The organism is Microcystis sp. M061S2 (assembly GCF_020245605.1).
In the GTDB taxonomy this organism is placed as follows: Bacteria; Cyanobacteriota; Cyanobacteriia; order Cyanobacteriales; family Microcystaceae; genus Microcystis.
Genome location: NZ_JADBUP010000126.1, coordinates 1 through 25750 on the forward strand (window position 1 = coordinate 1; position 25750 = coordinate 25750).

Sequence of the window (25750 nt, forward strand, 5' to 3'; positions counted from 1 at the left end):
TTATGTTGTATTCAGTAAACTTTTATCAATAATCAATCATAGTCCATCACATAATTAGTCTCAACTGTGATTGGAATGATTGAATGAATACTATGATTATGGCCAATTCAAGTCTGAATTGGCGTATGTTGTATTCAGTAAACTTTTGTCAATAATCAATCATAGTCCATCACACAATCACAGCAATCACAGTCAAGACGGCATGGGAGAGGAAATACCAATAATGATCCGTGTTATCGTAAAAATGGGGATAGATGGGGGGTTTGGTCTTGCAAAATCGGCAAATAGGGATAAAATCAGAACAAGTTAATTTTTTCCTTACCATATCATGTTAACCCCATCGGATAGTAAATTATCTAAGCAGCAGCGGATTCTCTCGGCTGTTTCCGAAGAGGAACAGCTTAAACAGCAACGAATTCAGGAAGTGCTATTGTTAATAGATAGTTTATTCCAAAGAGAGGAAACGACTTTTAGAATTATCATCGACTGTCTTTACGATGTGGGTTCGTTAAATTTAATTAATAAAAAGTTTCATAGTCGTCACTTAAATTTTATCATGAAAGCGATCGCTCGTTTTTCTAAGCCTATATTCAGAATTTATGCTCTCTATTGGGTGAAGAAAAATAGCCCCAAATTAATCACTAATTGGTTGGCTAGTAAGGTTAAATTCTAGCCAAGGATAAACCCCAGAGACAGTAAACAGTGATCAGCTTCTCAAGGCAAGAGGCAACAGTAAAGGGATTGGGGGAGATTCAACTAATCTAAGGATAGTAACCGGCTACTTAGTTGATGATAGGTGGTGCGTTACGACGGATTGTTACCTTCAAGTCAAAGCAGCAATTTTTGCCGTCTAACGCACCCTACGTTTTGCTTCGTACCTCACTATTAAGATATAGGGACTAAATTTGCACCTGTCTGAGATGACGACGGGGATCGGTGCTACGCTGAGATTTAATTTTCTCGTATAATTCCCGTTCGATCGCCGTTAATTCTTTGGGAGTATCGATGACAATTTTGACTAATTGATCGCCGCGTTGTCCTTTATTATCGATCCAACCTTTGCCTCGTAAGCGCAGGGATTGACCGGAACGAATACCGGCAGGGACTTTTATCGTCACCATGCCATCGGGGGTAGGAACTTCGATCGCTGTGCCTAAAACCGCCTCATCGGGGGTAATCGGGACTTCACAGGTTAAATTATCGCCTTCAAAAGCAAAGAAAGGATGGGGTTCTAATTCCACATCGAGAAATAGATCTCCCCGTTGTTTACTCAAGGGATCGATTAGTCCTTTCCCCCGTACCCGGAGACGATTACCGGTTTTAGTTCCTGGGGGGATTTTGATATCGATCATTTCTCCGGCTAAATTAACCCGTTTTTGTACTCCTCGTAAAGCTTCCGCAAAAGTCAGACGCAGTTTAGCGGTGGAGATGCCGGAAGTGACGGATTGCGGTGCAGTACGAGCGCCGGCAAAGTCGTTAAAATTGCTAAAATCGCCAAATCCTCCCCCCGGAGTACCGTAGGAATGGGAACGGGGGCGAGTACCGCCGGGGCCGCCCATGCGACCGAGTAGTTCGTTGATAAAATCATCAAAGGTACTGTACTGGCTAAAGTCAAAACCGGCCGAACCGAAGTCAACCCCCGGATTACCACCCGGCCAATTCGATCGCCCGGCCTGTTGCCAATATTGTCCAAATTGATCGTATTTTTGGCGTTTTTCGCTATCGGAGAGGACTTCGTAAGCTTCACTAATTTCTTTAAAACGTTCTTCGGCGCTTTTATCGTTAGGATTGCGATCGGGATGATATTTGACGGCTAATTTACGAAAAGCTTTTTTAATTTCTTCAGCGCTGGCAGTTTTACCTACTCCCAGAACGGCATAATAATCTTTATAATCTGCGGCAGGCATCGATACGCTATCTCCTTAGCAATGAGGATTCAGTCGGGATATTCCTAATCTAACTTAATTTTATCGTGATCACTGAAAGGGAAATTGCCGACGACGACGATACCAAGTTCCCACACCTACTAACAGAGCAATGAGGGTAAAAGCCACCATTAGGGGCAATATATCGCCTTTTCCTAAAGATTTTAAACCCGCACCCATCATGACAAAGGGTAAAATGCCGGGGACAGTGCCTAATAAAGTACCGATGAAATAATCGCGAAAACGGATAGAAGTTAATCCCGCAACAAAGTTAACGATACCGTAGGGAATAATCGGTAATAGACGGATAGCAAACATATAAAATAGGCCACCTTGCTGCATTTCTGCATCGATCGCTTGCCATTTTCCCTGAAATTTTTTGGCGGTATATTCCCGGCCAATAGTACGAGTAAAAGCAAAGGCAACTATAGCGGCCACCAAAGCGGCGATCGTTGTCCAAACTGTTCCCATAACTACCCCAAAGATCGCCCCACCACTGAGGTTTAAGGGGGTAGAAGGCAGGATTAAAATTGTCCCGATCGTATAGAGAATAATATACAAAATGGGGGCCATAATTCCCATTTGTTTTAACCAGATCTGTAATTGTTGGGAGTCGATACCACCGATTAGATAAACTCCGATCGCCGTGGCGATAATACAAATTACGGTTAGGATAATGACACTACTTTTAGTTTTAGACATTTAACGGCAATTTTGGGCTAAGTTCGGGTTGCAAAACATAAGATGCAGCCGGGGTCCATATTTCCCTATTGCCAAAAATATAGCAGAAATCGGCATAGGATCGATCTCGATCTCAATATTAGCCAGCTGCCCGATCTGTCCCCAAATTACCCCCGATATCGCTGTGGGTAGTTCAGTTAATCTCCTCGCAAACCACGATCGAAAAACCATTGACTTTATAGTTATCGGCAATTACTGTCCCTTGATCCACAGACCAACAATTATAATCGGTTTCTGCCCAAGCTGCCGTATCAATAATTCTTACCCAACGATAATTATTGGATGACGGGGGAAGGCGAAAATCCACCGGCAGATGATACATATTAATTAACACCAAAAAATCGTGATCGCCGACGGCACTACCATCAATTAAAAACCAAATACAGCGATCATCGGCAGTTAAATCGCTAACCCCATCGGTTTTTTTAAATAAATAGGTGACATCATTACCCGCATCGAGAACCATATCACCGTAGCGGCGCTGTTTGAGGGCTATATGATTGTTTCTTAAGTGAGCAATATAAGCGGCAAAAATAAATAAAGGATTGCGTTCTTCTTGATTAGTTCCCGTGCCAAAATTATTGTGATAAGCTTCCCGATAACCGGTGGGCAGTAGATGGGGTGAACGGGTGGCGATCATATCATAATTATTCCAAGTGGCCACACTATCAATATTGTAGGGATTATTATTACCATTTTGGGTGCGGCCAAATTCATCGCCCCAGACAGTCATCGGCACACCGCGAGACAAAAATTGAATCGTCCAAAAGTTGCGTAATCTTTGGCGACGTAAGGCCTGATCACCCCCAGAATCCCACGAATCGTTATTAGTATTGCCGCCATCGGAGGGACCAAAGGGCCAGGGAGTGAGGTTATTTTTATGGTTATAACTGACCAAATCCATCAGGGTAAAACCATCGTGGGCAACAATAAAATCGATCGATTTTTGTGGTCCGCCTTGGTCGTTAAAATTGCGATAATCTCCGTTCACCTGTTCGATGAATTGAAAAGTATTACCATCTCCCTTTAAAAAATGCCGAATTGCATCGCGATAACGGCCATTCCACTCGCCCCAACCCGTCGGGAAATTACCCACTTCGTAACCCCAGCTATCCCAAGCTTCGGCGATCATTTCCGCATCGTATTTCTTGCCTAATTTCTCGATCTTTTCTAACAAAGTATGTTTAGGAAAGAATTGTTTTTGTTTGCCCCGATCTTGTCGTTGATGACTAGAAAAAGTTCGACCGAGGACGGGGGCCAGATCAAAACGAAAACCATCAACTCCCATGGTTTCTAACCAATAGGTGAGGGAATCAAGAACCAGATTACAGGTGACAATATGGGAAAAATTTAATTGATTTCCGCAGCCTGTCGCTCCATCGACTAGATAATGTTCATCGGTGAGTTGATAGTATTCCACCACATCAAAACCACCAAAACTAACAAATCTGGTGACATCGTTGCTGCCCCAATTGCCCGCTTCTCCGGTGTGATTATAGACCACATCGAGATAAACTTCCATACCTTGGTCGTGGAAAGCTTTGACCATGGCCTTAAACTCTCTGGTGGGTCCCCCGGGGGAGCGATCATAAGCATAACGGCGATCGGGGGCGAAATAACCAAAGGTCATGTAACCCCAATAGTTACCGCCGGGGCGATCGTCGGGGTTATTATCGTTAGCGGTTTCCTGGACCGGTAAGAGTTCGATCGTGGTAAATCCTAGCGCTTTCAGGTATTTGGCCATATAGCCAGCTCCCGCATAAGTTCCCCTGTACCGGTCGGGAACGTTGGCCACTTCCTCAAAACCCCTAATTCCCTTGAGAATATCTTCTAAACGACTAGCAGAGGGGTGATTGCTTAAACCGCGCACATGGGCCTCATAAATGATCGCTTTTTCGGCACCCAGACGGGGACGAATCCCGGTGGAAGTTCCATCCGGTGCGATCACAATGCCTTTGGGCGACCATTTACCCGTATCGTATTGCCGCCGGATCACTCCTTTGTAGTCCCCTTCTCCCGTGGCATACATTCCCGCATTTTCTCCGGCCGCGATCATGGCCGGGGTTTCAAGGTCGTGGGAAAGTTCTCGCGCGTAGGGATCGAAGAGGACTTTATTGGGGTTAAAACGATGGCCAAAATCGTCCACATCTGCCCGAAAACCGGCGTTACTGTGGCCTCTTTGCCATTTTTGATCAAATTGCCAATTGGAACCCCAACAGCGAAAAGCATAGTAACTGCCGTGGGGAATACCGGCGATTTTTGCCCGCCAGATATCATCATTTGGGTTTTTTGTCAACCAGTAATCATACTTAGCGTTTTCTCCCGTCGGGCGATCGTAGATTTCCAGAAGAATCTGACTGGTATTTTTAGAATAGACGGCAAAGGTGACATTATCGCCCCGATAATGCGCCCCGAGGGGATAGGTGGCATCGGCCCAGAGATGGCTATCTAGGGGGGCATAATTACCAGATTGGGGATGATTTTGACCGATCGCTGGTAACATAAATTGGCGGAATAATATCGCCTTTGATAATAGACATTTTTCTCTCAAAGAAATAAGAAAAAAATCTAAAGCTTGCTCCCCCCAAAAAACCAGCTATGCAATTTCTACTAACTACTTACATGATTTTCCTGTCTAAAGCCAGAATTGACAATCATCTTCTAATAAACTAGGATAAATTCCTTGTAAGCGTCGATAAGCAATAGCATCCGCTCCATACAAAGGGATAGGTAAACGGGGGTCTTTGAGAGAACCATAGTGAAGTAAAGTTAATTTTAACGTAGTGTCAACTAACTGTTTTAAATTTACTTGCTCTCCTAATTCATGAACTTTTAAGCGCAAGGGACGAGGAACACCAATTTGTTCAGAAATTTGCGTAGTTATCAGGATAACTTCCCGATTTGATAAAGCTAAAGCTAATCCTTTGGAGGGAGCATTTATCTGTTTTTGCTGAAGATTATAAAGTCTAGAAATGCCAGTCTTATAACATTCTACGAGAATAAATTTAGCATTAATTGCTCTAGCTCTTGCCAGTAAATTTTCAACCTCCTTTCCTTGAAATTTACCATCTCTGTAAATGAGAACTGTCTGATTTTTTAGTTCAGCTTGCGGTAAACAATTTTCCAGAATCCGTTGAGGAATTTCTTCTCCCTCGGTTAAACTATCTTCTACCCGACAGCGAACAAATTCTCCCTGTTTGCCATATAGTCGCACACTTGCACAAACATTGAGACTACCCGGAAGATTTTTTTTAGGCATCCTTCCCACATCTAAACCAATAAAATAATCGGCAATTTCTAGAGGTTCAGCAAGGACATAGGGTAAATTTCCTAATTTGGCTAGGATCCCTGGGACAACTTGATTGAGAATATTCTTATAGTTGTTCTTATCCTGTAAAGTTTTCTCATAAATCATTTGAGTCATAACTCCACGCTCCAAGAACTTTTTTTTAATCCACGAATATAAACTTCCTTCTTCAGTATTATCAGCATTGCGATCCTCTTGAGGAAGAAATACTAAAGCAATATCTACAGGAATTTCTCCTCGAATTAATTGATTAACTGCTTCTTCCAGTCTGGCTCTTTTTTCAAATCCTACACCTTCAACAGAGAAATTTATTTGATTCTCTGGTGGCAAAATAGTTTCAAATTTATAAAGTTTTAATCGCTTTTCTAATTGTTCTCTAAAATCTCCCACTTTCAAATTAGCTGGTTTCAGAATAGCTAAACGAATTTTACGAGCAGGATCGACATATTCTCGATGACGTTGATATACACCCCCCTTCGACAATCCTTTGAGAGTTTCTCTTTTTTCTCCCCTTTCTCCCTTACCAAATAAGATAAGAGTTTGCTCAAGAGAAATAGAAGGAGTCCAAAAGAAGTCGGGATTTTCCCTGCTGTTAATACTTTTTTCTTTTAACTGAAACCCAAAGTTATTTAAAGTCTTTTGTGCTTCCTGTTTATATAACTTTAATAGTTCTTGTCGTTCAGCATAGAAGATTTTTGTTTCCTTTAATAACTCTCCGTAATTAACTTGAAATAAACTCTCATCCTTATCTGTCATACAGGGTTTTAAAGCTGCCAATGGATAAATATACTCCTTGGGATTTTTGCCAAATTGTACCGCCACCACTGGCTGCCCCAGATGAGCTTCTTCTAATTTTCTTCGACTAATTGAACCCGTAGCTTGTTTAAATATTTCCTCTCTTTTTTCCCCAATTGTACCCGCTATTTTAATAATTTTAGCTATCCCATTGGTTTCTATATCTTTAACCTTTAAACCTACTAATAATTTAGCCGCATCTTGTCTATAGGGATGATTTTCATAAAACTGTTCTAAATCTCCACTATAGACAATACTACTTTCAACAGTTAAACAAATAGCTGGATCGGTGTCATTGATGATTTCTGCCCAAAAGTTAACTTCTCTCCTTACCTGTACTTGGTTTTCACTTATCTGACTATCTTTGGGAAAAACTATTGGATAGGAAAATTTACCAAATATTTTCAGAATTCTAACTGCTAATTGTGCTGTAACTAAAGCTGTTATCTGCCAGTCTTTTAGCCAATGAATAGAATAATAGTGATCGCCAATATCTTCTCGTAAAACCTCTTGAATATCTGATAAAGCTTCTTTCCACTGTTGTAGAGAAGGAATAGATTTTTCATCTTTAGCTAATACCCAAAAACAATTATCTTCAAAAATAACCACCACATCGGGAAACTTCCGACTGAATTGCCAACTAAAACGATTACCTATTTTTCTAGTAACTTGATGATTAAGCTTAAAACAATTTAAACAATTATTCCTGAGAGTTAAGGAACTAATTTCACTCAAAAAAAGCGGGGAATTGGCTGTGTTAGCTGCTGTGTAATTCATGATCTAAACCTCCTTATTTGCATAATCACAAATCGATGTAAACGGACAATAACGACAGACATAGCCACTTTGAGGCGGAAAAATATGATAAAAATCTTTGGGGTGATCTTTATATTTTTGTAGTTGTTGCTGATGTTTTTTGGACAGGGAAGCTAGTTCGATTTTAACTGCTTCTATTGCCTCAGAAGACAGGGATATTTTTTCTGAGCTTGTTTGGGTTTCTAAATTGTAAAAAGAAGCGACAATTTTTTCCTGAGGATAAAGGTAACTAGCCGCCAGTAAATAAACATGAGCCTGACGACGATCAAAATTAGATTGACCAGTTTTCAAATCTAAAATATGTATAGTGTCATCAGCTTCTCTAAAAATACAATCAAAGGCAGCGGACAAATTAAACCGATAGTTACCCTGCTCGATAACAATAGGTTCTGGATAACCTTCATCGCCTCTAGATAAATTAATAATCTCTTTATTCAATAAAATTGGTTGTTGATAGTAATTGTTTAAAATTACTAAAACCCTGGCTTGAATTTCTGGCGATTCTTGATTTAATTGCAGGATTTCTGCCACTTGTTCCACCCCATGGGAACCCGATAATCTCACCGGCTCTTGATGAAACTCAAAAACTCCTCGTTGTGCCAACTTACCAATTTTTTGCGACTGATTATCTTGTGATAGTAATCTTTGGACTTCTGGTTCTTTGTTTCGCGCTTTTTCAAACCCCCGTTTTGTCTGACAATGCCAATTCTCATAGCCAATCGCTGGTTGTAGTGATCGCCAAAGACTATAGCTCATCGGAGGATACCAAGGCTTTTTGGGGGACTGGCAGGACAAGATTTTTTCCCTCGGTCAGGATAATGCTAGGATGACATTGACTAAAATAATCAACGCCAATGAACTAACTTTAGCCTATGTTGACTGAAATAGTCAACCCTTGATATAATTTTTTTGAGCGGTTGGGAGAAAAGCAGTGTCAGAAACATTTGGACAGGTTATCCGCAAAGCTCGTCGAGAGGAGGAATATAGTCAGAGAGAACTAGCTAAGCTGATTGGGGTGGACTATACCTATCTATCGAAGCTAGAAAATGATCATGCGGGTTATCCTCCTAGTCAGCAAGTTATTGAGTCCTTAGCGACTCATTTAAAATTAAATGCTCAAAAATTAGGAGAATTAGCGGGACGAATTAGTTCAGATGATCAAAAAGTCTTCAAAGAATTAGTTCAAAAATACCAACAGATGCCGATTTTATTGCGTCGCATGAAAGACAATCCCAATTTTGCCAAAAAAATTATTTCTGAGGCGACAAAATTAGAACCAGAGGAGTAAATATCTTGGATATTATTAAACCCTATAGTTTTATTCCCAAAGCAGTGATTGAAGCTCAGGCAGACAATATTCTTAAGAAAGTAAAAGCTCATCGTCGTCGTCCCTTAAAAAATTGCGATATTGCGGAAGCAGCGGCTGATTATTTTGATTTAGCTATTGAATGGACGGATATAAAGCCAGATAAAGAGGGAGAAATCGCCGCGATGATTATTCCCACAGAAAAGAAAATTATTCTCAATGAAGATGTAAAATTCTTAAGAGATTCTCAAAATTCATCCCTGGCAAAAGAAGGTTTTAAAAATTCGAGTTTAGCTCATGAAATTGGTCATTTTGTCCTTCATATTAATCAAACGGCTGTCTCTAACTTTTTGGATCGAATCAATCAGGGAGATTCCTTAGAGACAATTCAACCTTTTCTGTGTCGGACAGTTGATTCTAGCCAAAGAATTGAATGGCAAGCACAATATTTTGCCAGTTGTTTACTAATGCCGATGAGTGAGTTAGAGAAAGCCATCAAGGGACGTGACTTGACTAAATGGGGACCTCTGTATGCGATCGCCGACGAGTTGGGAGTAACTATTACTAATCTTAGAAGTCGTTTAGAAAGTCTCCATTGGATTAAAGTCGATAAAAAAGTAATTTATCGGGGCAGTAATTTTCCTAAGAGATAGCTTAAATGTTCCGAGGGAGATTTTGCCCGTATCGAGCGACTTATTTACTAATAATTTCGGCGGTTTGCGAGTTAGGAATCGGTTCAAAGTTGTGGTCGTCAGCCAGATATTCGGGATAGGTGGAGAATTGGGGTAGTATTTCTAGGGTAAAAGCTTCGGCCGCTTTTGATCGATAACGATTTGGGTTAATAATTACCGATAAAGTGCGACGTACTTCCACATCTTTAATTCGGGTAGCGTGGATAACTCCCATTTGTAGTTCTTTTTCGATCGCTGTCACCGAGACAAAAGCCGCCCCTAACCCGGATTGTACAGCATTTTTAATCGCCTCGATCGAGTTAAGTTCCATCTCCACTTTTAAGCGTTTGGTATCGATCTCGCAACGAGTTAAAACCTTGTCGATGACTTTGCGAATCGTCGATTGGGAATCGAGGGTGATAAATTTTAGTCGATATAAATCCTCTTTTTGAATCATTTCTACCTTAGACAGCGGATGAAAAATCGGCAGGACTAAAGCCAGTTCATCTTCTGCGTAGGGGATAATCCGCAGGGTTTCTTGTAATTCGGCGGGAACTTCCCCCCCGATAATGGCTAAATCCACTTGACCGTTAGCAACGCTCCAAGAGGTGCGACGGGTGGAATGAACTTGTAGCTGTACGGATACTTCTGGGTATTTTTGCCGAAACAGACCGATCATGCGCGGAAGAAGATAGGTTCCCGTGGTTTGGGAAGCGCCGACGATTAGGGTTCCCCCTTGCAGATTTTGTAGATCTTCGATCGCCCGACAGGTTTCTTGACAGAGCGTGATAATTTTTTCGCCGTAGCTTAAGAGTAGGTGTCCCGCTTCTGTTAATTGAGCTTTCCGACCGCCTCGGTCAAATAAAGGCACATTTAGCTGTTTTTCGAGGTTTTGTACCTGAAGACTGACCGCCGGTTGGGATACATACAGGGTATCTGCCGCCCGTTTAAAGCTTCCTTCGGCAGCGATCGCTTTGAGAATTCTCAGTTGGTCTAGGGTGAAAGGAATGTCGGTCATAGAAAGCCTCAAAAAGAGCGACAGGAGAAGGGGAGGGCAATAGCGACAAATCTTAAGCCAGTGCAGATAAATACACTGAATTGACAGTACCACACCACGGGGATCAATGCTTCAGCTAGTTCGATGATCGGTTATTTTAGCTGTCAGCCTTGAATTAGTTCTCAGTTATCAGTTATCAGTTATCAGATGCGAGTTATCAGTTCACTGATTAAGCTGTTGACTATAGCGCTTTTCACGTTACTGAGGTATCGACAAGTTTCGCCAACAAAGGGTTTAAGCCCCTTGCCCATGCCTCATTCTGATGAAAACTGCTATATCTAAATTACTCGTTAAGATTGCAGGGGAGCAGGGAGCAGGGAGAAGCAGTTTGAGCATTTGTACTAAAATTTTCAATACGCAGTTTAAATTCAGTACAGCTTACTAGAACTCTTGCAAATTAATTATATGTTATAATTATCGGCTAACTAATTTTCCCCAAAAAAATAGCCAATCAGTACATTGGTTCTGAATAAAAACTTGAAGTTTAACTTTTCACTCAAAACTCTTTAGAGATGCTTTAATTTGGTTATCAAAACCTCTTTATTTAAGCAGCACAAACCATCTCAATTATAAAAATTGAGAATAAATTACCCTTGACTTGATTAATGTTTGGCAACTTTTAAGAAGCCGCTGTACCTATCCCTAACTCATCACTATAAATAGCCGCTAACAAGTTAACTATTAAACCATATCTTCGACGACTATTCCGATATTTACAGGATAAGATTTTCAAGATTTTGAGTTTACTGTTTATAGGTTCAATGATAATTATTTTTTTGGGCTAAAGCCTTGTTATACTACTTTTCTAAGCCTGTGAATTTTCTATTTTTCGGTGTATAAATATTACTATGATATTGAGATATTCCCTGGTAACTACTGTCTTCTATGCTGGTAGTTAAAAGATGAAAAAGAACTCGACTTTTTTTAAATAAACTAAAATCATGACCACTGCCCTTGATCCGGAAGACACAGATCATTTCCTCCGTATTTTGATCAGCGTATATGTTTTTTGAAAAGCAGACAGGAGGCTATCGGGGCATCCCCACTGCGCTAGGCTGAGAGTGGGGAATTCCCGTGCCATATTTTCGTTAAGGTCTTTATCTCGGCTGACCTCATTTCAAATCATCTATAGTATTTTCTACTTTTCGCCATTTCCCTCTATACTTAAGTATTTTTTAATATTTACTTTTGTGAGGATTGGTCAGGTTTTCTTAAGTAATGCTGCGGATGCAGGGAAACGCCGAGAATTTGTGATATCCACACCTCAAAATCGTGGATTGGATAAGCTTGCCCCCCCGTCAAGGGATTTACCATTGGTTTCACCAGAATGGTAAACATTCCCAGACGATTTCCCGCTAAAACATCGGTAAACAAGCGATCGCCAACCATAGCAATTTGTTGGGGGGGGAGACTCATGGCTGCCATCGCTTGCCGGAGTTTGCGTCGAGAGGGTTTCACCGCACCGAGGAGGTAGGGAAGTTGTAAATTATCAGCGATCGCACCGATGCGATTTTCACTGAGATTATTGCTTACCAACCAAATCGGTAGATAAAGACGCAAGGAATCGACCCAACGCTGTAAATCCTCAGAAACCGTCGTTTCCTGGAGGGGAACAAGGGTATCGTCCACATCGAGAATCAATCCCTTAATCTGACGCTGACTCAAAATCTCCAGACTGAGACCGAGAATCGTATCCCCTAAAATTAAATCAGGTTGTAGAATTTTTGCTCTAGTCATTAACTTCTCAAAAATAACTGGCACCGAGTCGATCGAACTCAGCTTCCCTACTTAGTATAAATGACCGACTGCCTCTGAAAATCTTGCTTGGCCGATCCCTTCACTTGGCCGCTTGAATCACCTGTAAACTGCCACCAGCGTATAATTTTTGTTGACAATCACGAAAACCGAGTGCCTGTAAAGATTGGATCAGATCCGTATCGATAAATTGCCAAGCGGTATCGGTTTCAAATAATTGCAAAAATAGGGCCAAAGAAGGCCAAAAAAGCGGGTTAGTGGGTCGATGAAAATCCACGAGGGCAAAAATTCCCCCCGGTCTGAGAACTCGATACACTTCTTTAAGGATTTCCTGTAACTGCTCCGGTTCCATTTCGTGGAGAGCGGCGCTAGTATGAACAAGGGCGAATTCTCCAGCATTAAAGGGCATTTTTTCGGCTAATCCCTCCACATAATGCGCTTGCGGCACCGCTAAACTAGCTCGCTCCAGGGCCCGGGGAGAGACATCTAAACCGGTACAGTGATCGGATAGGGGGACTAAATAACGGGTGGTTTGACCCGCACCACAACAGAGATCGAGGATAGGGTCATTTTTAGCGATTTTTAAGCCTTCTAGGGCCAATTGCCGAAAACGGGACTCCCCACCCACTGCTAGGGCAGCCAGACGGGAGATACCATCGTAAAGCCATTGATATTGATAACTGAGGGGACGTAAAATAGTAGCCAAGATCAACCTCCAAAATTTGATTAAGTTCTCTGTAGCCTGTAATTTGTTTTAACGGTTCCACCGATATATTGTTAAACTTGGTAAAGAATCTGAAAATTTAAAAATTATCTGTTAACACTATGGGTCGCGTTGGCGTTTTATTATTAAATTTGGGTGGGCCGGAGCGGTTAGAGGATGTGCGTCCTTTTCTATTTAACCTTTTTTCTGACCCAGAGATCATCCGTTTACCGATCAAAGGATTACAAAAACCGTTAGCTTGGTTAATATCGACGCTAAGAGCGAGTAAATCCCAAGAAAATTACCGTCAGATTGGTGGTGGCTCCCCTTTACTCAAGATTACGGAAGCACAGGCCACGGCACTGCAACAACGTCTCGCGGAAATGGGCCGCGAGGTGAGCGTTTATATTGGGATGCGTTATTGGAATCCCTTCACCGAAGAAGCGATCGAGCGGATTAAACGGGATCATATCAAAAAATTGGTTATTCTCCCCCTTTATCCCCAATTTTCCATCAGCACCAGTGGTTCCAGTTTTCGTGTGCTAGAGGAAATGTGGCAGCAGGATCCCTATCTGCGTTTGACGGAATATACTCTTATCCCTTCTTGGTACGATCATCCCACTTATCTGAGTGCTATGGCCGATCTGATCGCACGAGAATTAGAGCAGTGTCCTAATCCTGACCAAGTACATATCTTTTTTAGCGCCCATGGTGTCCCCCAAAGTTATGTGGAGGAAGCGGGAGATCCCTATCAAAGGGAAATTGAAGAATGCACTAGGGCGATCATGCGTACGCTCAACCGACCCAATCAGTACACTTTAGCCTATCAAAGTCGCGTCGGTCCGGTGGAATGGCTAAAACCCTATACTGAAGATGCTTTAAAAGAGTTGGGAGAGCAGGGAATTAAGCATTTACTGGTCGTGCCGATTAGCTTTGTCTCGGAACACATCGAAACCCTGCAAGAAATCGATATAGAGTACCGAGAAGTGGCGGAAGAAGCGGGAATTGAACATTTTCAGCGAGTACCGGCTCTTAACACTCACCCGATGTTTATCGAATCTCTCTCCCAGTTAGTGGTAAAATCCCTAGACGAGAAACCCACCACTTTCGAGCAAATTACCCATCCGAAAGCGAATATGAAAATGTATCCCCAGGAGCGTTGGGAATGGGGGATGACAACGGCAGCCGAGGTGTGGAATGGTCGATTAGCGATGATCGGTTTTCTGGCAATTATTATCGAATTAATTACCGGTCAAGGACCATTACATTTTGTTGGTTTATTATAAACCCGAGCTTCGGTGCCATTGCTTTTGATGGTAACTACCAAAATAAGGTTGGGTTAAACATAGTTAAACCCAACCATTGGCGATTTTATCTTCTCTTAGGACATCATATTAGCAGAACGAACATTAACGTTAACTTCTAGCCTGCCATTGCCGAGCATATCTAACCCAGTGACGCTAAACAGATTAGCTTTAATCCCCCTTTCCTGAAAATTAGCCTGTAATTCTTTGATGAGAACCTCTTCCACTTTCCCTTCATCATCTGCTAGAGCTTGGACGATTTTAGCGGCGAAAGAGCCAATTTTTGCGCTTAATATTTCTTCCACATTGGTAATCTCGATAATAACCATTGATTTTTCTTCTTAGTAGAGGACAAATAGCTTGACAAGCCAATAAGAACAGAATTTGTAAGAAAATAGAGCTGCTCTCATCTTAGGAATCAGTATAACCTGCACTGTTCCCCCCCAAACGTAAATTCCCACCCAGAAGGAGATTACTGCATGATCAACCTAGAGACCCTAGAAGGTTGGTTAAATGCTCCAGTGGAAAATGAGCGACTAGAATTTAAACAGGCTAAAAATCAATTTGATACAATCAAACTGTTAAAATATTGCGTCGCCCTTGCTAATGAAGGAGGTGGCCATTTTATCTTAGGTGTTACCGATAAACGTCCCCGTAAAATTGTTGGTTCACAAGCCTTTCCTACACCCGAAGAAATTAACAGCATTAAATCGCTAATCGTTCAAAAACTTCGCTTGCGCGTGGAAATCACCGAATTAGCCCACTCTGATGGTCGTGTCTTGGTTTTTGAAGTGCCAACCCGTCCCACAGGACAACCTATCGCCTTTGAAGGTGCTTATCTAATGCGAGCAGGGGAAGACTTAGTACCCATGACACCTGATCGGCTTAAGCTCATCTTTGCTGAAGATCAACAAGATTGGTTTTGTCAATCCGCTCGCTCTCATGCCAGTCCAGATGAGGTTATTGACCTATTAGACACCCAAACCTACTTTGAATTGCTCAAGCTTCCTTATCCTAGCCATCGTGATGCTGTTTTAGAAAGATTACAAAGCGATCAACTCCTTGACAAAACATCAAAAGGTTGGACAATTCCTAATTTATCTGCCATCCTTCTGGCCAGACAACTTGAGAGCTTTTCCTCTACCTTAGCGCGTAAAGCACCACGAGTGATTATCTATGAGGGAACAGGTAAAATTAAAACTCGACTGGAACAGACAGGAACTAAGGGATATGCTGTGGGTTTTGATGGTTTAGTTAATTTTGTCCACGATTTAGCCCCTCAAAATCGCGTCATCGAGGAGGTTCTTAGGGAAGAAGTGAAAATGTTTCCTCCACAAGCTTTGCGAGAACTGATCGCCAATGCTTTGATTCATCAGGACTTTCTCGCTACAGGCGCTTCGGTGATGATTGAAATGTATGATGATCGAGTAGAAATCTCTAACCCTGGTATTCCTTTTATCAAAGTAGAACGCTTTATAGACGAATATCGCTCCCGTAATGAGCAATTAGCTGACATAATGCGTCGTTTTGGCATTTGTGAAGAAAAGGGCAGTGGTATTGATAAAGTTATTTCCGCTGCCGAGAAATTTCAACTTCCCGCACCAGATTTTAGAGTAGGTGAGATCCGAACAACTTCTATCCTATTCGCTCATCAGGATTTTGGCAAAATGAGTCAATCTGACCGTATTCGCGCTTGTTATCAGCACTGTTGTCTCCTCTATGTCGATAATCAACGGATGTCTAACCAAACCTTACGAAATCGCTTTTGTTTAAATGAATCAAAAAACAATACTGTTTCTCAAGTGATTGGGGCAACTAAAGAAGCAGGACTGATTAAACTTGACGAATCTGAATCTAAATCAACTCGTTATGCTCGTTATCTCCCCTTTTGGGCCTAGACTAGCCTTGAGCGAAGTGTACACTGAGCTTAGTCGAAGTGTGGAAATGCTAAAAAGTGCTTCAACGCAAATCCATTTTAGGGATGTCAAATCGGCGAAACCCTTATACAGCGAGCAAAAAAGTGCTTCAACGCAAATCGACATTTTTCCAAGAGGAGATTTTATCATCGCGTCCACACGGGAGTGGGACTTGTGGACGACAACGGCGATACATTTCTTTAAACTGCACCCCCCAAACGTAAATAGGCTTCAATAAAGCCATCTAAATCCCCATTCATTACCCGGGTAACATCGGTGGTTTCCACATTACTGCGGAGATCCTTAACTAATTGATAGGGATGAAAAACATAGTTACGGATTTGATTGCCCCAAGCGGCCTCCACCATATCGCCGCGAATTTCGGCGATCGCTTGAGCCTGTTGTTCCCGAGCGATAATTAATAATTTCGCTTTTAATAAAGCTAGGGCTTTTTCTTTATTTTGTAATTGCGATCGCTCTTGGGTACAACGCACAGCGATACCTGTGGGAAGATGAACTACACGCACGGCAGTTTCCACTTTATTGACATTTTGTCCACCTTTTCCCCCGGATCTAGTGGTGGTAATTTCTAAATCTTTATCGGGAATTTCTACCCTCACCGCATCATCGCCCAAAATTGGCATCACTTCCACCCCGGCGAAACTGGTTTGACGTTTACCATTGGCATTAAAAGGGGAAATTCTGACTAACCGATGGGTGCCTTTTTCTCCTTTTAGATAACCGTAAGCATAAGTTCCGGCAATCTCAATTGTCACCGATTTAATTCCCGCTTCATCTCCTTCTGATATTTCCGCTAAAGTGACTTTATAACCCTGTTTCTCGGCCCAGCGAGAATACATTCTCAGGAGCATTTCTGTCCAATCTTGGGCATCGGTTCCCCCGGCCCCCGCATTAATCGTTAAAACCGCTCCTTTTGCGTCGTAGGGACCATTTAAAAGCTGTTGCAATTCCCAGCGATCGAGGTCATGCTGTAAATGAGTTAAATTGTCCGTCGCTTCTTCTAGTAAAGTTCGATCGGATTCTAATTCTAATAACTCGATAATTGCCTTGGTATCTTCTAATTGTTCACACCAACCCTGATAGGTTTCTAAAGAAGATTTACACTCGTTTAGTTCTTGCAGGGTTTTTTGAGCAGTATCGGGATTATCCCAAAAAGTGGGGACGGCTGCCACCTGTTCTAAGTCTTTAATTTTGGCCCTTAAAGTGGGTAAGTCAAAGATAGTCCTGGGTTTTACCCAGGCGCGATCCTACTATCTCGATACCTTTTTTTAGTTCCGATATTTCCATGTTTTCAGTTATCAGTTATCAGTTATCAGTTATCAGCTTTTTTCTCCCTTTCCCCTAACACCTAACCCCTCACCGGTCACTGATCACTCAAAAGGCTGATAGCTAAAATGGTACGATCGATCCGCGCAGGGGGGCAAGACTTTGTAAAGCGTTTTCAGCCTTATCACGACTGCTAAACGCGCCTATTTGCCAGAGAGAACGACCTTTGTAGGAAGTGGGGAAAGCGTCGGGATAGAGAGAACGAACTTTGCTGCGATCGCTTTCGGTTTTAGCTTCAATTACTACTTTAAAGCCTTTGCGACCACTATTGCTCATATTACCACTACTGGGATTAGCAGCGGGTCGATTAAAAGTAATCACGTCTGATAAACTTCTCTGATTGCCTAGGTTGCGCGGTGGCGGTGGTGGTACAATTGCATTATTATTCTGGAAATTGGCTTGCCCTGAGCCAAGTCGAAGGGGAGGAGTCAGGGGGGGTAAATTAGGGGTAACTGGGGACGGTGGCGTTAAATTTGGTTCTGGTGCTGGATTATTGACCGCTGGCTGAGGATTGCTCTCTACTGCTGTTTCTGCAGCAGTAAAGGTATATTCTCGCACTTCGGGATTAGCAGCAGGATTAACAGGTGTTTCTGCTTTGACGGATTCTCTGGGGGGGGGTGTGGGGGGGATAGACGATTGGGTACCCGCGAGTAATTCCGGGGGAGGATTGAAATTGGGACTATCGGCAGTTAGATAGATATGACTGAGATTTTGACCGGCTAGACTGCGTTTAGTAAAGCGCCAGCCATCGATGAGATAAATTTGGATTAAACCGCTCCCTAAACCTTTTGTCCGTCCAATAATTACCTCTGATTGCCTGGGATTGCGGGGGGTTCCTACGAGGACTAATTCCCCGTTGCGTTGTACGATACGCAGCAGGTATTCTAAACCGTAATCTTTGCCCTGAATACGAAGGGAATAACCGTTACTGTCGGTGGCCCGTTCACAACTGCCGGTAAAATCGAAATCGAGGAGCAGAGGCTGAACAATGGTCGGTTCTGTGCCATTTACCGCCCAACATTGGCGTTTTCCCTGGATTTGTTGCAAAATCAGTAAATCGTATTTACCGTTACCGTAGGGTCGGGCAATAGCGATAAAATCCTCTTGATTAACTTCTCTTTGTTCAAAGAGAGTTGCTTGACTCGGTGTCGTCAGGAGACAACCCCCCAGAAGTGAAAACAGTAGGGTAATTTTTAAGGATGATTTTAGATTCATAAATAGGGAGCGTTGTTATAGAGATTGTACTTGCATTTATTTTATCGATCTAGACGTAAGCGAGAGAATTTTGTTTTCTTGGAAGATATTTAGGGTTTGCTCAATAAATCTAAAAACCTTGTTGGGTAAAACTTTTAGACTTTTTCGTTTCCAAAAAGTACCATATCTAGGAGTGATCGGGTGGAAAATTCAGCTACTTTTTCCCTGAAAATTAGGTAATTGACCCGCTCAAAATCGCTAAAACCCTACACCCTACACCCTACACCCGTTCGGCTGAGCTCACGGCCGAAGCCCACACCCTGCCCCCACCGAAAAACTTTTTGCCGCAAACCCTAGTTATTACTCGACCTAATCCACAGTAGGATAGAGATTGCTAAAAATTGACTCTTGAGTAGAGTGGCAACAAGATGGCGAAAGCGGCGATTATTGGATTGGGAAGATCGGGAATAGCGGCGGCAAGATGCTTAAAACGGGATGGTTGGCAGGTGACATTAAGCGATCGCTCCGATTCTCCCAGTTTACAAGCAACCAAAACCAATCTGGAAAGGGAAGGAATTATTGTCAATCTTGGTCAAAATCTCAGTCTAGAGGCTTCGGACTTGCCTAATCTTATCGTGGTTAGCCCCGGCGTGCCTTGGGATGCCCCGATTTTAATTACTGCCAGAGAAAAAGGCATCGATACGATCGGAGAATTAGAATTAGCTTGGCGTTATCTGCAATCTTCCCCCTGGTTGGGTATTACGGGAACTAACGGCAAAACCACCACCACCGCCCTCTGTGCCGCTATTTTTCAAAAAGCGGGGTTAAATGCCCCCTCCTGCGGTAATATCGGCTATGCTGCCTGTGAATTGGCTTTAAAAGCCGATAAATACGATTGGATTATTGCAGAGATTAGTAGTTATCAGATCGAGTCCAGTCGGGATTTATCGCCGAAAATCGGCATCTGGACAACTTTTACCCCCGATCACCTCAGTCGTCATCAAACCCTAGAAAATTATTATCAGATTAAAGCCTCTTTACTGCAAAGAAGCGATCGCCAAATCCTCAACGGTGATGATCCCTATCTGCGTCAAATCGGTGTTAGTCAATGGCAACAAGCTTATTGGACTTCTGTGCAGGGCAAAGAGGCGCTTTTGGGCGATCCTAGTCGTGGTGTTTATCTGCAAGATAACTGGATCGTGGCTTTTGGGGAGTTAATTGCCCCGGTTAATCTCCTGAAAATGGTGGGTAGTCACAATCAGCAGAATTTGCTTATGGCTGTGGCCGCCGCTAGATTGGCAGGAATCGAGAAAAAAGCCATTACCGAAGCGATCGCCACTTTCCCCGGGGTTGCCCATCGTCTAGAGTATATTTGTACCTATAAAGGACTAGACTTTATTAATGATAGTAAAGCAACTAACTACGATGCCGCCGCAGTGGGTTTACAATCCGTCCCTAGTCCGGCGATTTTAATCGCGGGGGGAGAAGCGAAAGCAGGGGATGATCGGGCTTGGATCGCTGAAATTAAGGCAAAAGTCGCCATCGTGCTGCTTATTGGTGACGCTGCCGCCGATTTTGCCCGTCGTTTACAGTCGGCAGGTTATCAAGATTATGAATGTGTAGAGACGATGGACAGAGCAGTTCAACGCGCGGCTGAACTAGGACTAGCAAAAGAGGCTAAAGTGGTGTTATTATCGCCCGCTTGCGCTAGTTTTGACCAATACCAAAGTTTTGAACATCGCGGCGATCATTTTCGGCAATTGTCTTTACAGTTGTAGGGGGATGGGGAATTATGAATTATGAATTATGAATTATGAATTATGAATGGGGGAATGGGGGGATGGGGAATTATGAATTATGAATTATGAATTATGAATGGGGGAATGGGGAAGTGGGGAATTTCAACTAAAACCCCAACACCCTAAAACCCCAACACCCGCGTTGCCGACGACTAAGACGCAATTTTTGTTCCCCAAGATACTATTTTTTGGCTAAGTTGGTTAAAATCAGGAGGAGTTAACCAAAAAAATTAAGAGAAAAAAACGTGCTGGGATCGTTCTTCCGTCTTGATCATCTTTTTAACAAGCCCCTAATTGCCTGTCTTTTGTCCTGTGTGGGTGTCTTGCTGCCGATCCCAGTTTTAGCGGCACCAGTGGCAGTGTTAAAAAGTCAGGAAAATGCCAATCAATGGACAGCTATCACTGATCGTTTGCAAAATGTCGGGGTTAATTACTGCATTCTTCAGAGTAATCAGTGGCAAAGCGACGCGGATTTAAATAAAATTAAGGTTCTAATCATCCCCAACGTCGAGACTATTTCCGGTTTACAAGCTAGTGTCTTGAGTCGTTGGCTGAATCGCGGTGGTAAGATCATTGTCACCGGTCCGGCGGGAAATCTTTCGGAACCTGCGGTGCGTGATCAATTGCGATCGCTATTTGGGGCTTACTGGGCTTATCCTCACTCCCAAGCTTACACCCTGCGGCCGACTAATTTAGGTGAACTGAAAAACCAAAAACCTCTAGCCAGCAGTCTCCTCGGTGGTGTGGTTATCCCCACGGGAGTTAATAGCCAAACCGTTGCCGTCTGGGGGGCGCGCAACAATCCCCCCGCCGTTGTCCTCAATAATAACTCGATTTTTCTCGGTTGGCGCTGGGGCAGCGATGCCGTCGCTAATCTCGCCCTCGATAGCGCTTGGCTAGAAACCGCCCTGCAACGCTACGGCATTAATCGCAGTTCTTCTATTAGCACAATTGCCCCCTATTGTCAAGGAAACTCAACAATAGTTAATAATATTAACAATACACCATTAGCGACCGCACCCCGTCGCCCTCTACCCCAGATTTCAGAAAATCCCCCCAGTGAAACGGCGAGATTAAGTCCGAATACCGAACAAATCCCCCCCAGAGCGAGCCTAACTCCTCAACAAATTAGCCAAATGACGGCGGAATTGCAGGGATTAATCGGGCGTTATGGAGCGACTCTCTTAGCTTTAGAGGCCAGCAATAATAACACCTTAACTACTGATAAATCCCTAGCACAAGCATTTCATGATCGTGCGAAAAACTCCCCCACCACAGATACCGCCAGACGATTCCGTTTAGCCCTAGAAAATGCCCAAGGAGCCTTAAATAATTTTCAGAATTTAATCGCTCAGGGGGACTATACCCAAGCGCGGGAATTTTGGTTACAAGCGAGGCGAAATCTTTGGGATCATTATCCCACTAATCGACAATTTGCCCAGCCAGAAATACGGGCAATGTGGTTAGATCGAGGCACGATCGTAGAAGCTAAAAATGAGGAGGATTTAGCTAAAGTATTCGATCGCATGGCGGCAGCGGGTATTAATGTGGTCTTTTTCGAGACAGTTAATGCTAGTTATACTATTTATCCCAGTCAAGTTGCCCCCGAACAAAATCCTTTAACCAGAGGTTGGGATCCCCTAAAAGTTGCCGTTAAATTAGCCCATGAACGCAATATGGAAATCCACGCCTGGGTGTGGGTTTTTGCGGCGGCTAATCAAGCTCATAATAAAGTATTAGAGCAACCATTAGATTATCTCGGTCCGGTTTTATCGCGTAATCCCGATTGGGGGGCAACTAATAAAAGTGGTGGTTCTTTTGATTACAGTCAAGGCACGAAAAAGGCCTTTTTTGATCCTGCTAATCCCGACGTACAAAACTATCTTTTATCTCTTTACGAGGAGATTGTCAAGAATTACGATGTGGATGGCTTGCAGTTAGATTATATTCGCTATCCCTTCCAGAATCAAAATTCTAATCAAACCTATGGTTATGGTAAATCCAGCCGTTGGTTATTTAAACAAATGGCGGGAGTTGATCCCATTACTTTAAATCCCCGGGGTGCTTTATGGGAACAATGGACTAGCTTTAAAATCCGTCAGGTTGATACTTTTGTTTCGCAGGTTTCTACTCGCTTAAAACAGATTCGCCCCCACTTGAAAATGTCGGCGGCGGTGTTTCCCCTAGAACAAAAAGAACGATTATATCGTATTCAACAAAACTGGGAAGAATGGGGAAGAAATCAATGGATAGACCTGATCTTTTTAATGACTTATGCTCTCGATACAGGGACTTTAGAAGAGAAAACCCAGTCTTTATTTGATCGCCAAATTGCAGGAAATGCTCTGATTATACCCGGTATCCGTCTGTTAAAAGTCCCCGATCAAGTCATGATCGATCAACTACAATTTATTCGCAATCTTCCCACTTCGGGATTCGCTCTTTTTGCCACAGAAAATCTCAATCCCAACTTGCAAACAATTCTTAATCGCATTCAGGGATCGATAATTACGAAAAAAGCCGAACCTTTACCCCACCGTCAACCCTTCAAAACGGCAGCGGAGCGGTTTAATTCTCTGCGTCAAGAGTGGAGTTTTTTAATAGTGAATAATCTATGGGCAATGGAGGAGCGAACCTTAAAAGCTTGGGGGCAAGAAGTGGACGAAATGGCTAATCTATTAGAACAATTAGCTACTAATCCCAGCCCTCGCAATTTGACTTTAACTCAAAATGCTTTAAAGCGATTTAGCTATCAATTTAAATCTGTGATGTCCAGACAAAAAGATTTATCTGCCTATCAAATACAAGTCTGGGAAAATCGCCTCGCCACCCTACAAAGTCTCCTAAGTTATGGTCAAAGGGTTGAGTTTTAAGTAGGGCTTGCTGAATAAATCTAAAAACCTTGTTGGATAAGACTTTTAGACCTTTTGTCAATCAAAAAGTACCGGATATGGGAGTGATCGGGGGGAAATTTAGGCACTTTTTCCCTGAAAATTAGGTAATTGACCGCCTGAAAATGAGTAAAACCCTACACCCCACACCCTGCCCCCACCAACAAACTTTTTGCCGCAAACCCTAAGTAGTCGTGCAGAATTAATTTCCCAGTAGAGATAGGCACTCTGGCAAGAGACAGCCATCAGCTGTTTTATCCCTACTCCCTTGCTCCCTAATCTGTTTCCCAGCCCCCAAAACCCGATCAAAATAAAAGACAGCCAGAAGCCTTTATTCAGCTTCTGACTGGTGGAATTTAACGACGACGGGTTCTTTGTCGTCTTCGGGCTACTGCTTTACGCTTTCTCTTTTCTTGAGGGGTTTCAAAAAATTGATGCTTTTTGATATCCGCATAAATTCCCGCTTTCGCTACCTGTCGCTTAAAACGACGTAGGGCTGATTCGATCGCCTCGTTCTGACCAACTACCACTTGGGTCATTAACCTAATTCACCTCCTGTAATTGCTCTCTGCCTAAAAAATGCCAACTCCTAACTATAGCACAATCTAGGGTAAAAATCGATCAAGGCGGCCTTTAATTAAGGAGAAATTTAACGGGAGTCCTCTTGCTCCATTTAGATAGCTAATTTGTTGCTGTTAGCAATTATAGCTCTCAAAAGGGGGTGGGAATGATTAGATCAAGTTTAGTTTTGGTCTGAGGATGACGAAAAGATAATTGTTTAGCGTGTAGGTGTAAACGGTCGGACTGCTTACCATTGTACAAAAGATCGCCTAAAATTCCTATCCCTAATCCCGCTTGACTATGAACGCGAATTTGATGGGTTCTTCCCGTGTAGGGAATAAATTCTAGCCGAGAATAATTGCCTTCTTTACCGACAACTTTAAAATAGGTTTGACTAGCTTTTCCCCTTTGCCAATCCACAGTTTGATAGGGTCGATTTTGCGGATTTCCCCAGAGAGGTAGGTCAATTATGCCTGATTCTTGCTCAATAATTTCTGATAATATAGCTTCGTAGATTTTCTCCACTTCTCGCCGTTGAAATTGTTGGGATAAACAACGATAAATATCTAGACTCTTAGCCAGTAATAATATACCAGAAGTTTCTCGGTCTAAACGATGAACTGGAATGAGATTTTTTCCCTGACTACGAAACCGATTGACCACAGCATCTTGACTATCTTGATAACGTCCTGCTACCGCTAATAATCCCGCGGGTTTATTAATAGCAATTATTCCCTCGTCTTCGTAGATAATTTCTAGGGATGAACGTAAACCAGAAAGTAAAAAACCCATGAGAGGTTGACATCTTTCTTGACAAGCACCATAAAATTCTCCCTGTTTTCTATCTCGATTCGATTCTCCCCACCAAAATTCGGCCATGGCGACAGGTTTTAATCCTTTCATGGCGGCATAATTTAATAATTTCGGGGCGCAACATTCCCCTGTTCCCGTCGGTAACAAATTACTGCCCATCAATTTAGCTAAGGAGAGAGATTGTCCAGAAAAGTTGTTTAAACAGTAGGATTGATACAGCAATTCCTGTAACTGTTTGGAGAGGTTCCTACGCTGTTGCTTAAGTTCAATAATTCTCTGATTGGCTAAGTTTATTTTCTCAATTAGTGGTTCTAAAACTTGTTTTTGTTCCTGTTTTAATTGCTTTCTTGCTCTTTTTTCCTGACGACTGATATTATTTAAATTTTCTAATTCTTCTGAGTTTAAATTTCCTAAGTTTCTTAGTCTATCTCGTTCCTGTTTATGGTTTTGATGTTGCTGTTGTAAAGCTTGTATTTTGCGCTCAAAATTTGCTTGATTGAGTCGATATAAACCATGTTCGGGAATTGATTGTAGGGTGATAATTTCCTGTTTAATTGTCTCCAAAAGTTGCAAAACTCGCTTTTCTTCCAGCATAATTTTTTCTCTCCCCAATAGAGACGGAACCCAGCCAGCAGCTTCTCCCTGTCCAGAAAAAGCTTTTAAAACTTCTATTTCGCCAGTAGCATTTTCTCCTAACAAAATGCCATACATTTTACCTTGAGGATTGGTGATAGTTGTCATCAAATCTTGGGCGATTTTTTCAGCCAAAAGAGTGCGGGGCAAGCGCAATAACTCGCCCGTTTCAGGACAAATTCCTTGATAATAATAAGTAACTTCTTTCACTCTTTA

General features: G+C 42.5%; 20 protein-coding genes and 1 pseudogene. 7 read left to right on the plus strand and 14 right to left on the minus strand.

Going from position 1 to position 25750, the window contains the following annotated elements; genetic code table 11:
* Positions 1-328: 328 nt before the first annotated feature.
* A complete protein-coding gene (locus IM475_RS19505) occupies positions 329-673 on the plus strand; it encodes a hypothetical protein (protein WP_287728799.1) in 345 nt (114 codons plus the stop codon).
* 226 nt (positions 674-899) lie between these two features.
* Here IM475_RS19505 and IM475_RS19510 read toward each other — a convergent pair whose 3' ends face one another.
* The 5 genes from IM475_RS19510 to IM475_RS19530 all read right to left on the minus strand — a co-directional run bounded on the left by IM475_RS19510 (position 900) and on the right by IM475_RS19530 (position 8340).
* The gene (locus IM475_RS19510) at positions 900-1907 is read right to left on the minus strand and encodes a DnaJ C-terminal domain-containing protein (RefSeq protein ID WP_287728800.1); all 1008 of its coding nucleotides are present in this window, start codon (positions 1905-1907) and stop codon (positions 900-902) included.
* A gap of 69 nt (positions 1908-1976) precedes the next feature.
* Positions 1977-2627, minus strand: a complete 651-nt coding sequence (locus IM475_RS19515) for a TVP38/TMEM64 family protein (protein WP_287728801.1) — start codon at positions 2625-2627, stop codon at positions 1977-1979.
* A 172-nt stretch (positions 2628-2799) separates the two neighbouring features.
* Entirely contained in the window at positions 2800-5169 is a 2370-nt protein-coding gene (locus tag IM475_RS19520) for a glycogen debranching protein (RefSeq protein WP_287728802.1), read from the minus strand.
* A 132-nt stretch (positions 5170-5301) separates the two neighbouring features.
* The gene (locus IM475_RS19525) at positions 5302-7545 is read right to left on the minus strand and encodes a Piwi domain-containing protein (protein WP_287728803.1); all 2244 of its coding nucleotides are present in this window, start codon (positions 7543-7545) and stop codon (positions 5302-5304) included.
* A 3-nt stretch (positions 7546-7548) separates the two neighbouring features.
* On the minus strand, positions 7549-8340 hold the full coding sequence (locus IM475_RS19530) for a PD-(D/E)XK nuclease family protein (protein ID WP_353737462.1): 792 nt from the start codon (positions 8338-8340) through the stop codon (positions 7549-7551).
* A 175-nt stretch (positions 8341-8515) separates the two neighbouring features.
* Here IM475_RS19530 and IM475_RS19535 point away from each other — a divergent pair, with 175 nt between their 5' ends.
* Positions 8516-8872 (plus strand): helix-turn-helix domain-containing protein, encoded by a 357-nt coding sequence (locus IM475_RS19535; protein ID WP_287728805.1) that lies wholly within the window; start codon positions 8516-8518, stop codon positions 8870-8872.
* A gap of 5 nt (positions 8873-8877) precedes the next feature.
* On the plus strand, positions 8878-9543 hold the full coding sequence (locus IM475_RS19540) for an ImmA/IrrE family metallo-endopeptidase (protein WP_287728806.1): 666 nt from the start codon (positions 8878-8880) through the stop codon (positions 9541-9543).
* A gap of 40 nt (positions 9544-9583) precedes the next feature.
* On the opposite strand, the gene IM475_RS19545 is transcribed toward IM475_RS19540, so the two are convergent.
* The 4 genes and pseudogenes from IM475_RS19545 to IM475_RS19560 all read right to left on the minus strand — a co-directional run bounded on the left by IM475_RS19545 (position 9584) and on the right by IM475_RS19560 (position 13079).
* Positions 9584-10579 carry a LysR family transcriptional regulator gene (locus IM475_RS19545; protein WP_079205789.1) on the minus strand — a complete coding sequence of 332 codons (996 nt, stop codon included), beginning with the start codon at positions 10577-10579 and terminating at the stop codon, positions 9584-9586.
* 658 nt (positions 10580-11237) lie between these two features.
* A pseudogene (locus tag IM475_RS19550) lies at positions 11238-11622 on the minus strand (transposase family protein); the annotation flags it as partial.
* Positions 11623-11800: 178 nt separating this feature from the next.
* Entirely contained in the window at positions 11801-12355 is a 555-nt protein-coding gene (locus IM475_RS19555; RefSeq protein ID WP_287659658.1) for a YqeG family HAD IIIA-type phosphatase, read from the minus strand.
* Between the two features lie 100 nt (positions 12356-12455).
* Complete coding sequence (locus IM475_RS19560; RefSeq protein ID WP_287659657.1) at positions 12456-13079, minus strand: class I SAM-dependent methyltransferase; 624 nt, start codon at positions 13077-13079, stop codon at positions 12456-12458.
* A 119-nt stretch (positions 13080-13198) separates the two neighbouring features.
* On the opposite strand from IM475_RS19560, the gene hemH reads away from it, so the two are divergent.
* Positions 13199-14362, plus strand: coding sequence for a ferrochelatase (hemH, locus tag IM475_RS19565; protein WP_287659656.1), 1164 nt, complete (start codon positions 13199-13201; stop codon positions 14360-14362).
* 95 nt (positions 14363-14457) lie between these two features.
* Here the strand turns inward: hemH and IM475_RS19570 are convergent, their stop codons facing one another.
* Positions 14458-14709: a DUF8653 family protein gene (locus IM475_RS19570; RefSeq protein ID WP_002739055.1), complete on the minus strand. Its 252-nt coding sequence runs from the start codon at positions 14707-14709 to the stop codon at positions 14458-14460.
* A 150-nt stretch (positions 14710-14859) separates the two neighbouring features.
* On the opposite strand from IM475_RS19570, the gene IM475_RS19575 reads away from it, so the two are divergent.
* Entirely contained in the window at positions 14860-16278 is a 1419-nt protein-coding gene (locus IM475_RS19575) for an ATP-binding protein (protein WP_287728807.1), read from the plus strand.
* 218 nt (positions 16279-16496) lie between these two features.
* Here the strand turns inward: IM475_RS19575 and prfB are convergent.
* A protein-coding gene (prfB, locus tag IM475_RS19580) for a peptide chain release factor 2 (RefSeq protein ID WP_287728808.1) occupies positions 16497-17604 on the minus strand; the annotation gives its coding sequence in 2 pieces (ribosomal slippage) (positions 16497-17531 and positions 17533-17604; 1107 coding nt in all).
* 102 nt (positions 17605-17706) lie between these two features.
* Positions 17707-18858, minus strand: a complete 1152-nt coding sequence (locus tag IM475_RS19585; protein WP_287728809.1) for a DUF3747 domain-containing protein — start codon at positions 18856-18858, stop codon at positions 17707-17709.
* A 407-nt stretch (positions 18859-19265) separates the two neighbouring features.
* Here IM475_RS19585 and murD point away from each other — a divergent pair, with 407 nt between their 5' ends.
* Together murD and IM475_RS19595 are read left to right on the plus strand one after the other, a co-directional pair.
* Positions 19266-20615 carry a UDP-N-acetylmuramoyl-L-alanine--D-glutamate ligase gene (gene murD / locus IM475_RS19590; protein WP_287728810.1) on the plus strand — a complete coding sequence of 450 codons (1350 nt, stop codon included), beginning with the start codon at positions 19266-19268 and terminating at the stop codon, positions 20613-20615.
* A 266-nt stretch (positions 20616-20881) separates the two neighbouring features.
* A complete protein-coding gene (locus tag IM475_RS19595) occupies positions 20882-23509 on the plus strand; it encodes a glycoside hydrolase family 10-like protein (protein WP_287728811.1) in 2628 nt (875 codons plus the stop codon).
* A 374-nt stretch (positions 23510-23883) separates the two neighbouring features.
* On the opposite strand, the gene rpsU is transcribed toward IM475_RS19595, so the two are convergent.
* Together rpsU and IM475_RS19605 are read right to left on the minus strand one after the other, a co-directional pair.
* Positions 23884-24066, minus strand: coding sequence for a 30S ribosomal protein S21 (gene rpsU, locus IM475_RS19600; protein ID WP_002738938.1), 183 nt, complete (start codon positions 24064-24066; stop codon positions 23884-23886).
* A 172-nt stretch (positions 24067-24238) separates the two neighbouring features.
* Complete coding sequence (locus tag IM475_RS19605; RefSeq protein WP_287728812.1) at positions 24239-25744, minus strand: RluA family pseudouridine synthase; 1506 nt, start codon at positions 25742-25744, stop codon at positions 24239-24241.
* Positions 25745-25750: the final 6 nt, after the last annotated feature.

Excerpts from the sequence above, each read along its gene's own strand:
- IM475_RS19505 (WP_287728799.1), top strand. The coding sequence starts at position 329 with ATGTTAACCCCATCGGATAGTAAATTATCTAAGCAGCAGCGGATTCTC.
- IM475_RS19510 (WP_287728800.1), bottom strand. The coding sequence starts at position 1,907 with ATGCCTGCCGCAGATTATAAAGATTATTATGCCGTTCTGGGAGTAGGT.
- IM475_RS19515 (WP_287728801.1), bottom strand. The coding sequence starts at position 2,627 with ATGTCTAAAACTAAAAGTAGTGTCATTATCCTAACCGTAATTTGTATT.
- IM475_RS19520 (WP_287728802.1), bottom strand. The coding sequence starts at position 5,169 with ATGTTACCAGCGATCGGTCAAAATCATCCCCAATCTGGTAATTATGCC.
- IM475_RS19525 (WP_287728803.1), bottom strand. The coding sequence starts at position 7,545 with ATGAATTACACAGCAGCTAACACAGCCAATTCCCCGCTTTTTTTGAGT.
- IM475_RS19530 (WP_353737462.1), bottom strand. The coding sequence starts at position 8,340 with ATGAGCTATAGTCTTTGGCGATCACTACAACCAGCGATTGGCTATGAG.
- IM475_RS19545 (WP_079205789.1), bottom strand. The coding sequence starts at position 10,579 with ATGACCGACATTCCTTTCACCCTAGACCAACTGAGAATTCTCAAAGCG.
- IM475_RS19555 (WP_287659658.1), bottom strand. The coding sequence starts at position 12,355 with ATGACTAGAGCAAAAATTCTACAACCTGATTTAATTTTAGGGGATACG.
- hemH (WP_287659656.1), top strand. The coding sequence starts at position 13,199 with ATGGGTCGCGTTGGCGTTTTATTATTAAATTTGGGTGGGCCGGAGCGG.
- IM475_RS19570 (WP_002739055.1), bottom strand. The coding sequence starts at position 14,709 with ATGGTTATTATCGAGATTACCAATGTGGAAGAAATATTAAGCGCAAAA.
- IM475_RS19575 (WP_287728807.1), top strand. The coding sequence starts at position 14,860 with ATGATCAACCTAGAGACCCTAGAAGGTTGGTTAAATGCTCCAGTGGAA.
- IM475_RS19585 (WP_287728809.1), bottom strand. The coding sequence starts at position 18,858 with ATGAATCTAAAATCATCCTTAAAAATTACCCTACTGTTTTCACTTCTG.
- murD (WP_287728810.1), top strand. The coding sequence starts at position 19,266 with ATGGCGAAAGCGGCGATTATTGGATTGGGAAGATCGGGAATAGCGGCG.
- rpsU (WP_002738938.1), bottom strand. The coding sequence starts at position 24,066 with ATGACCCAAGTGGTAGTTGGTCAGAACGAGGCGATCGAATCAGCCCTA.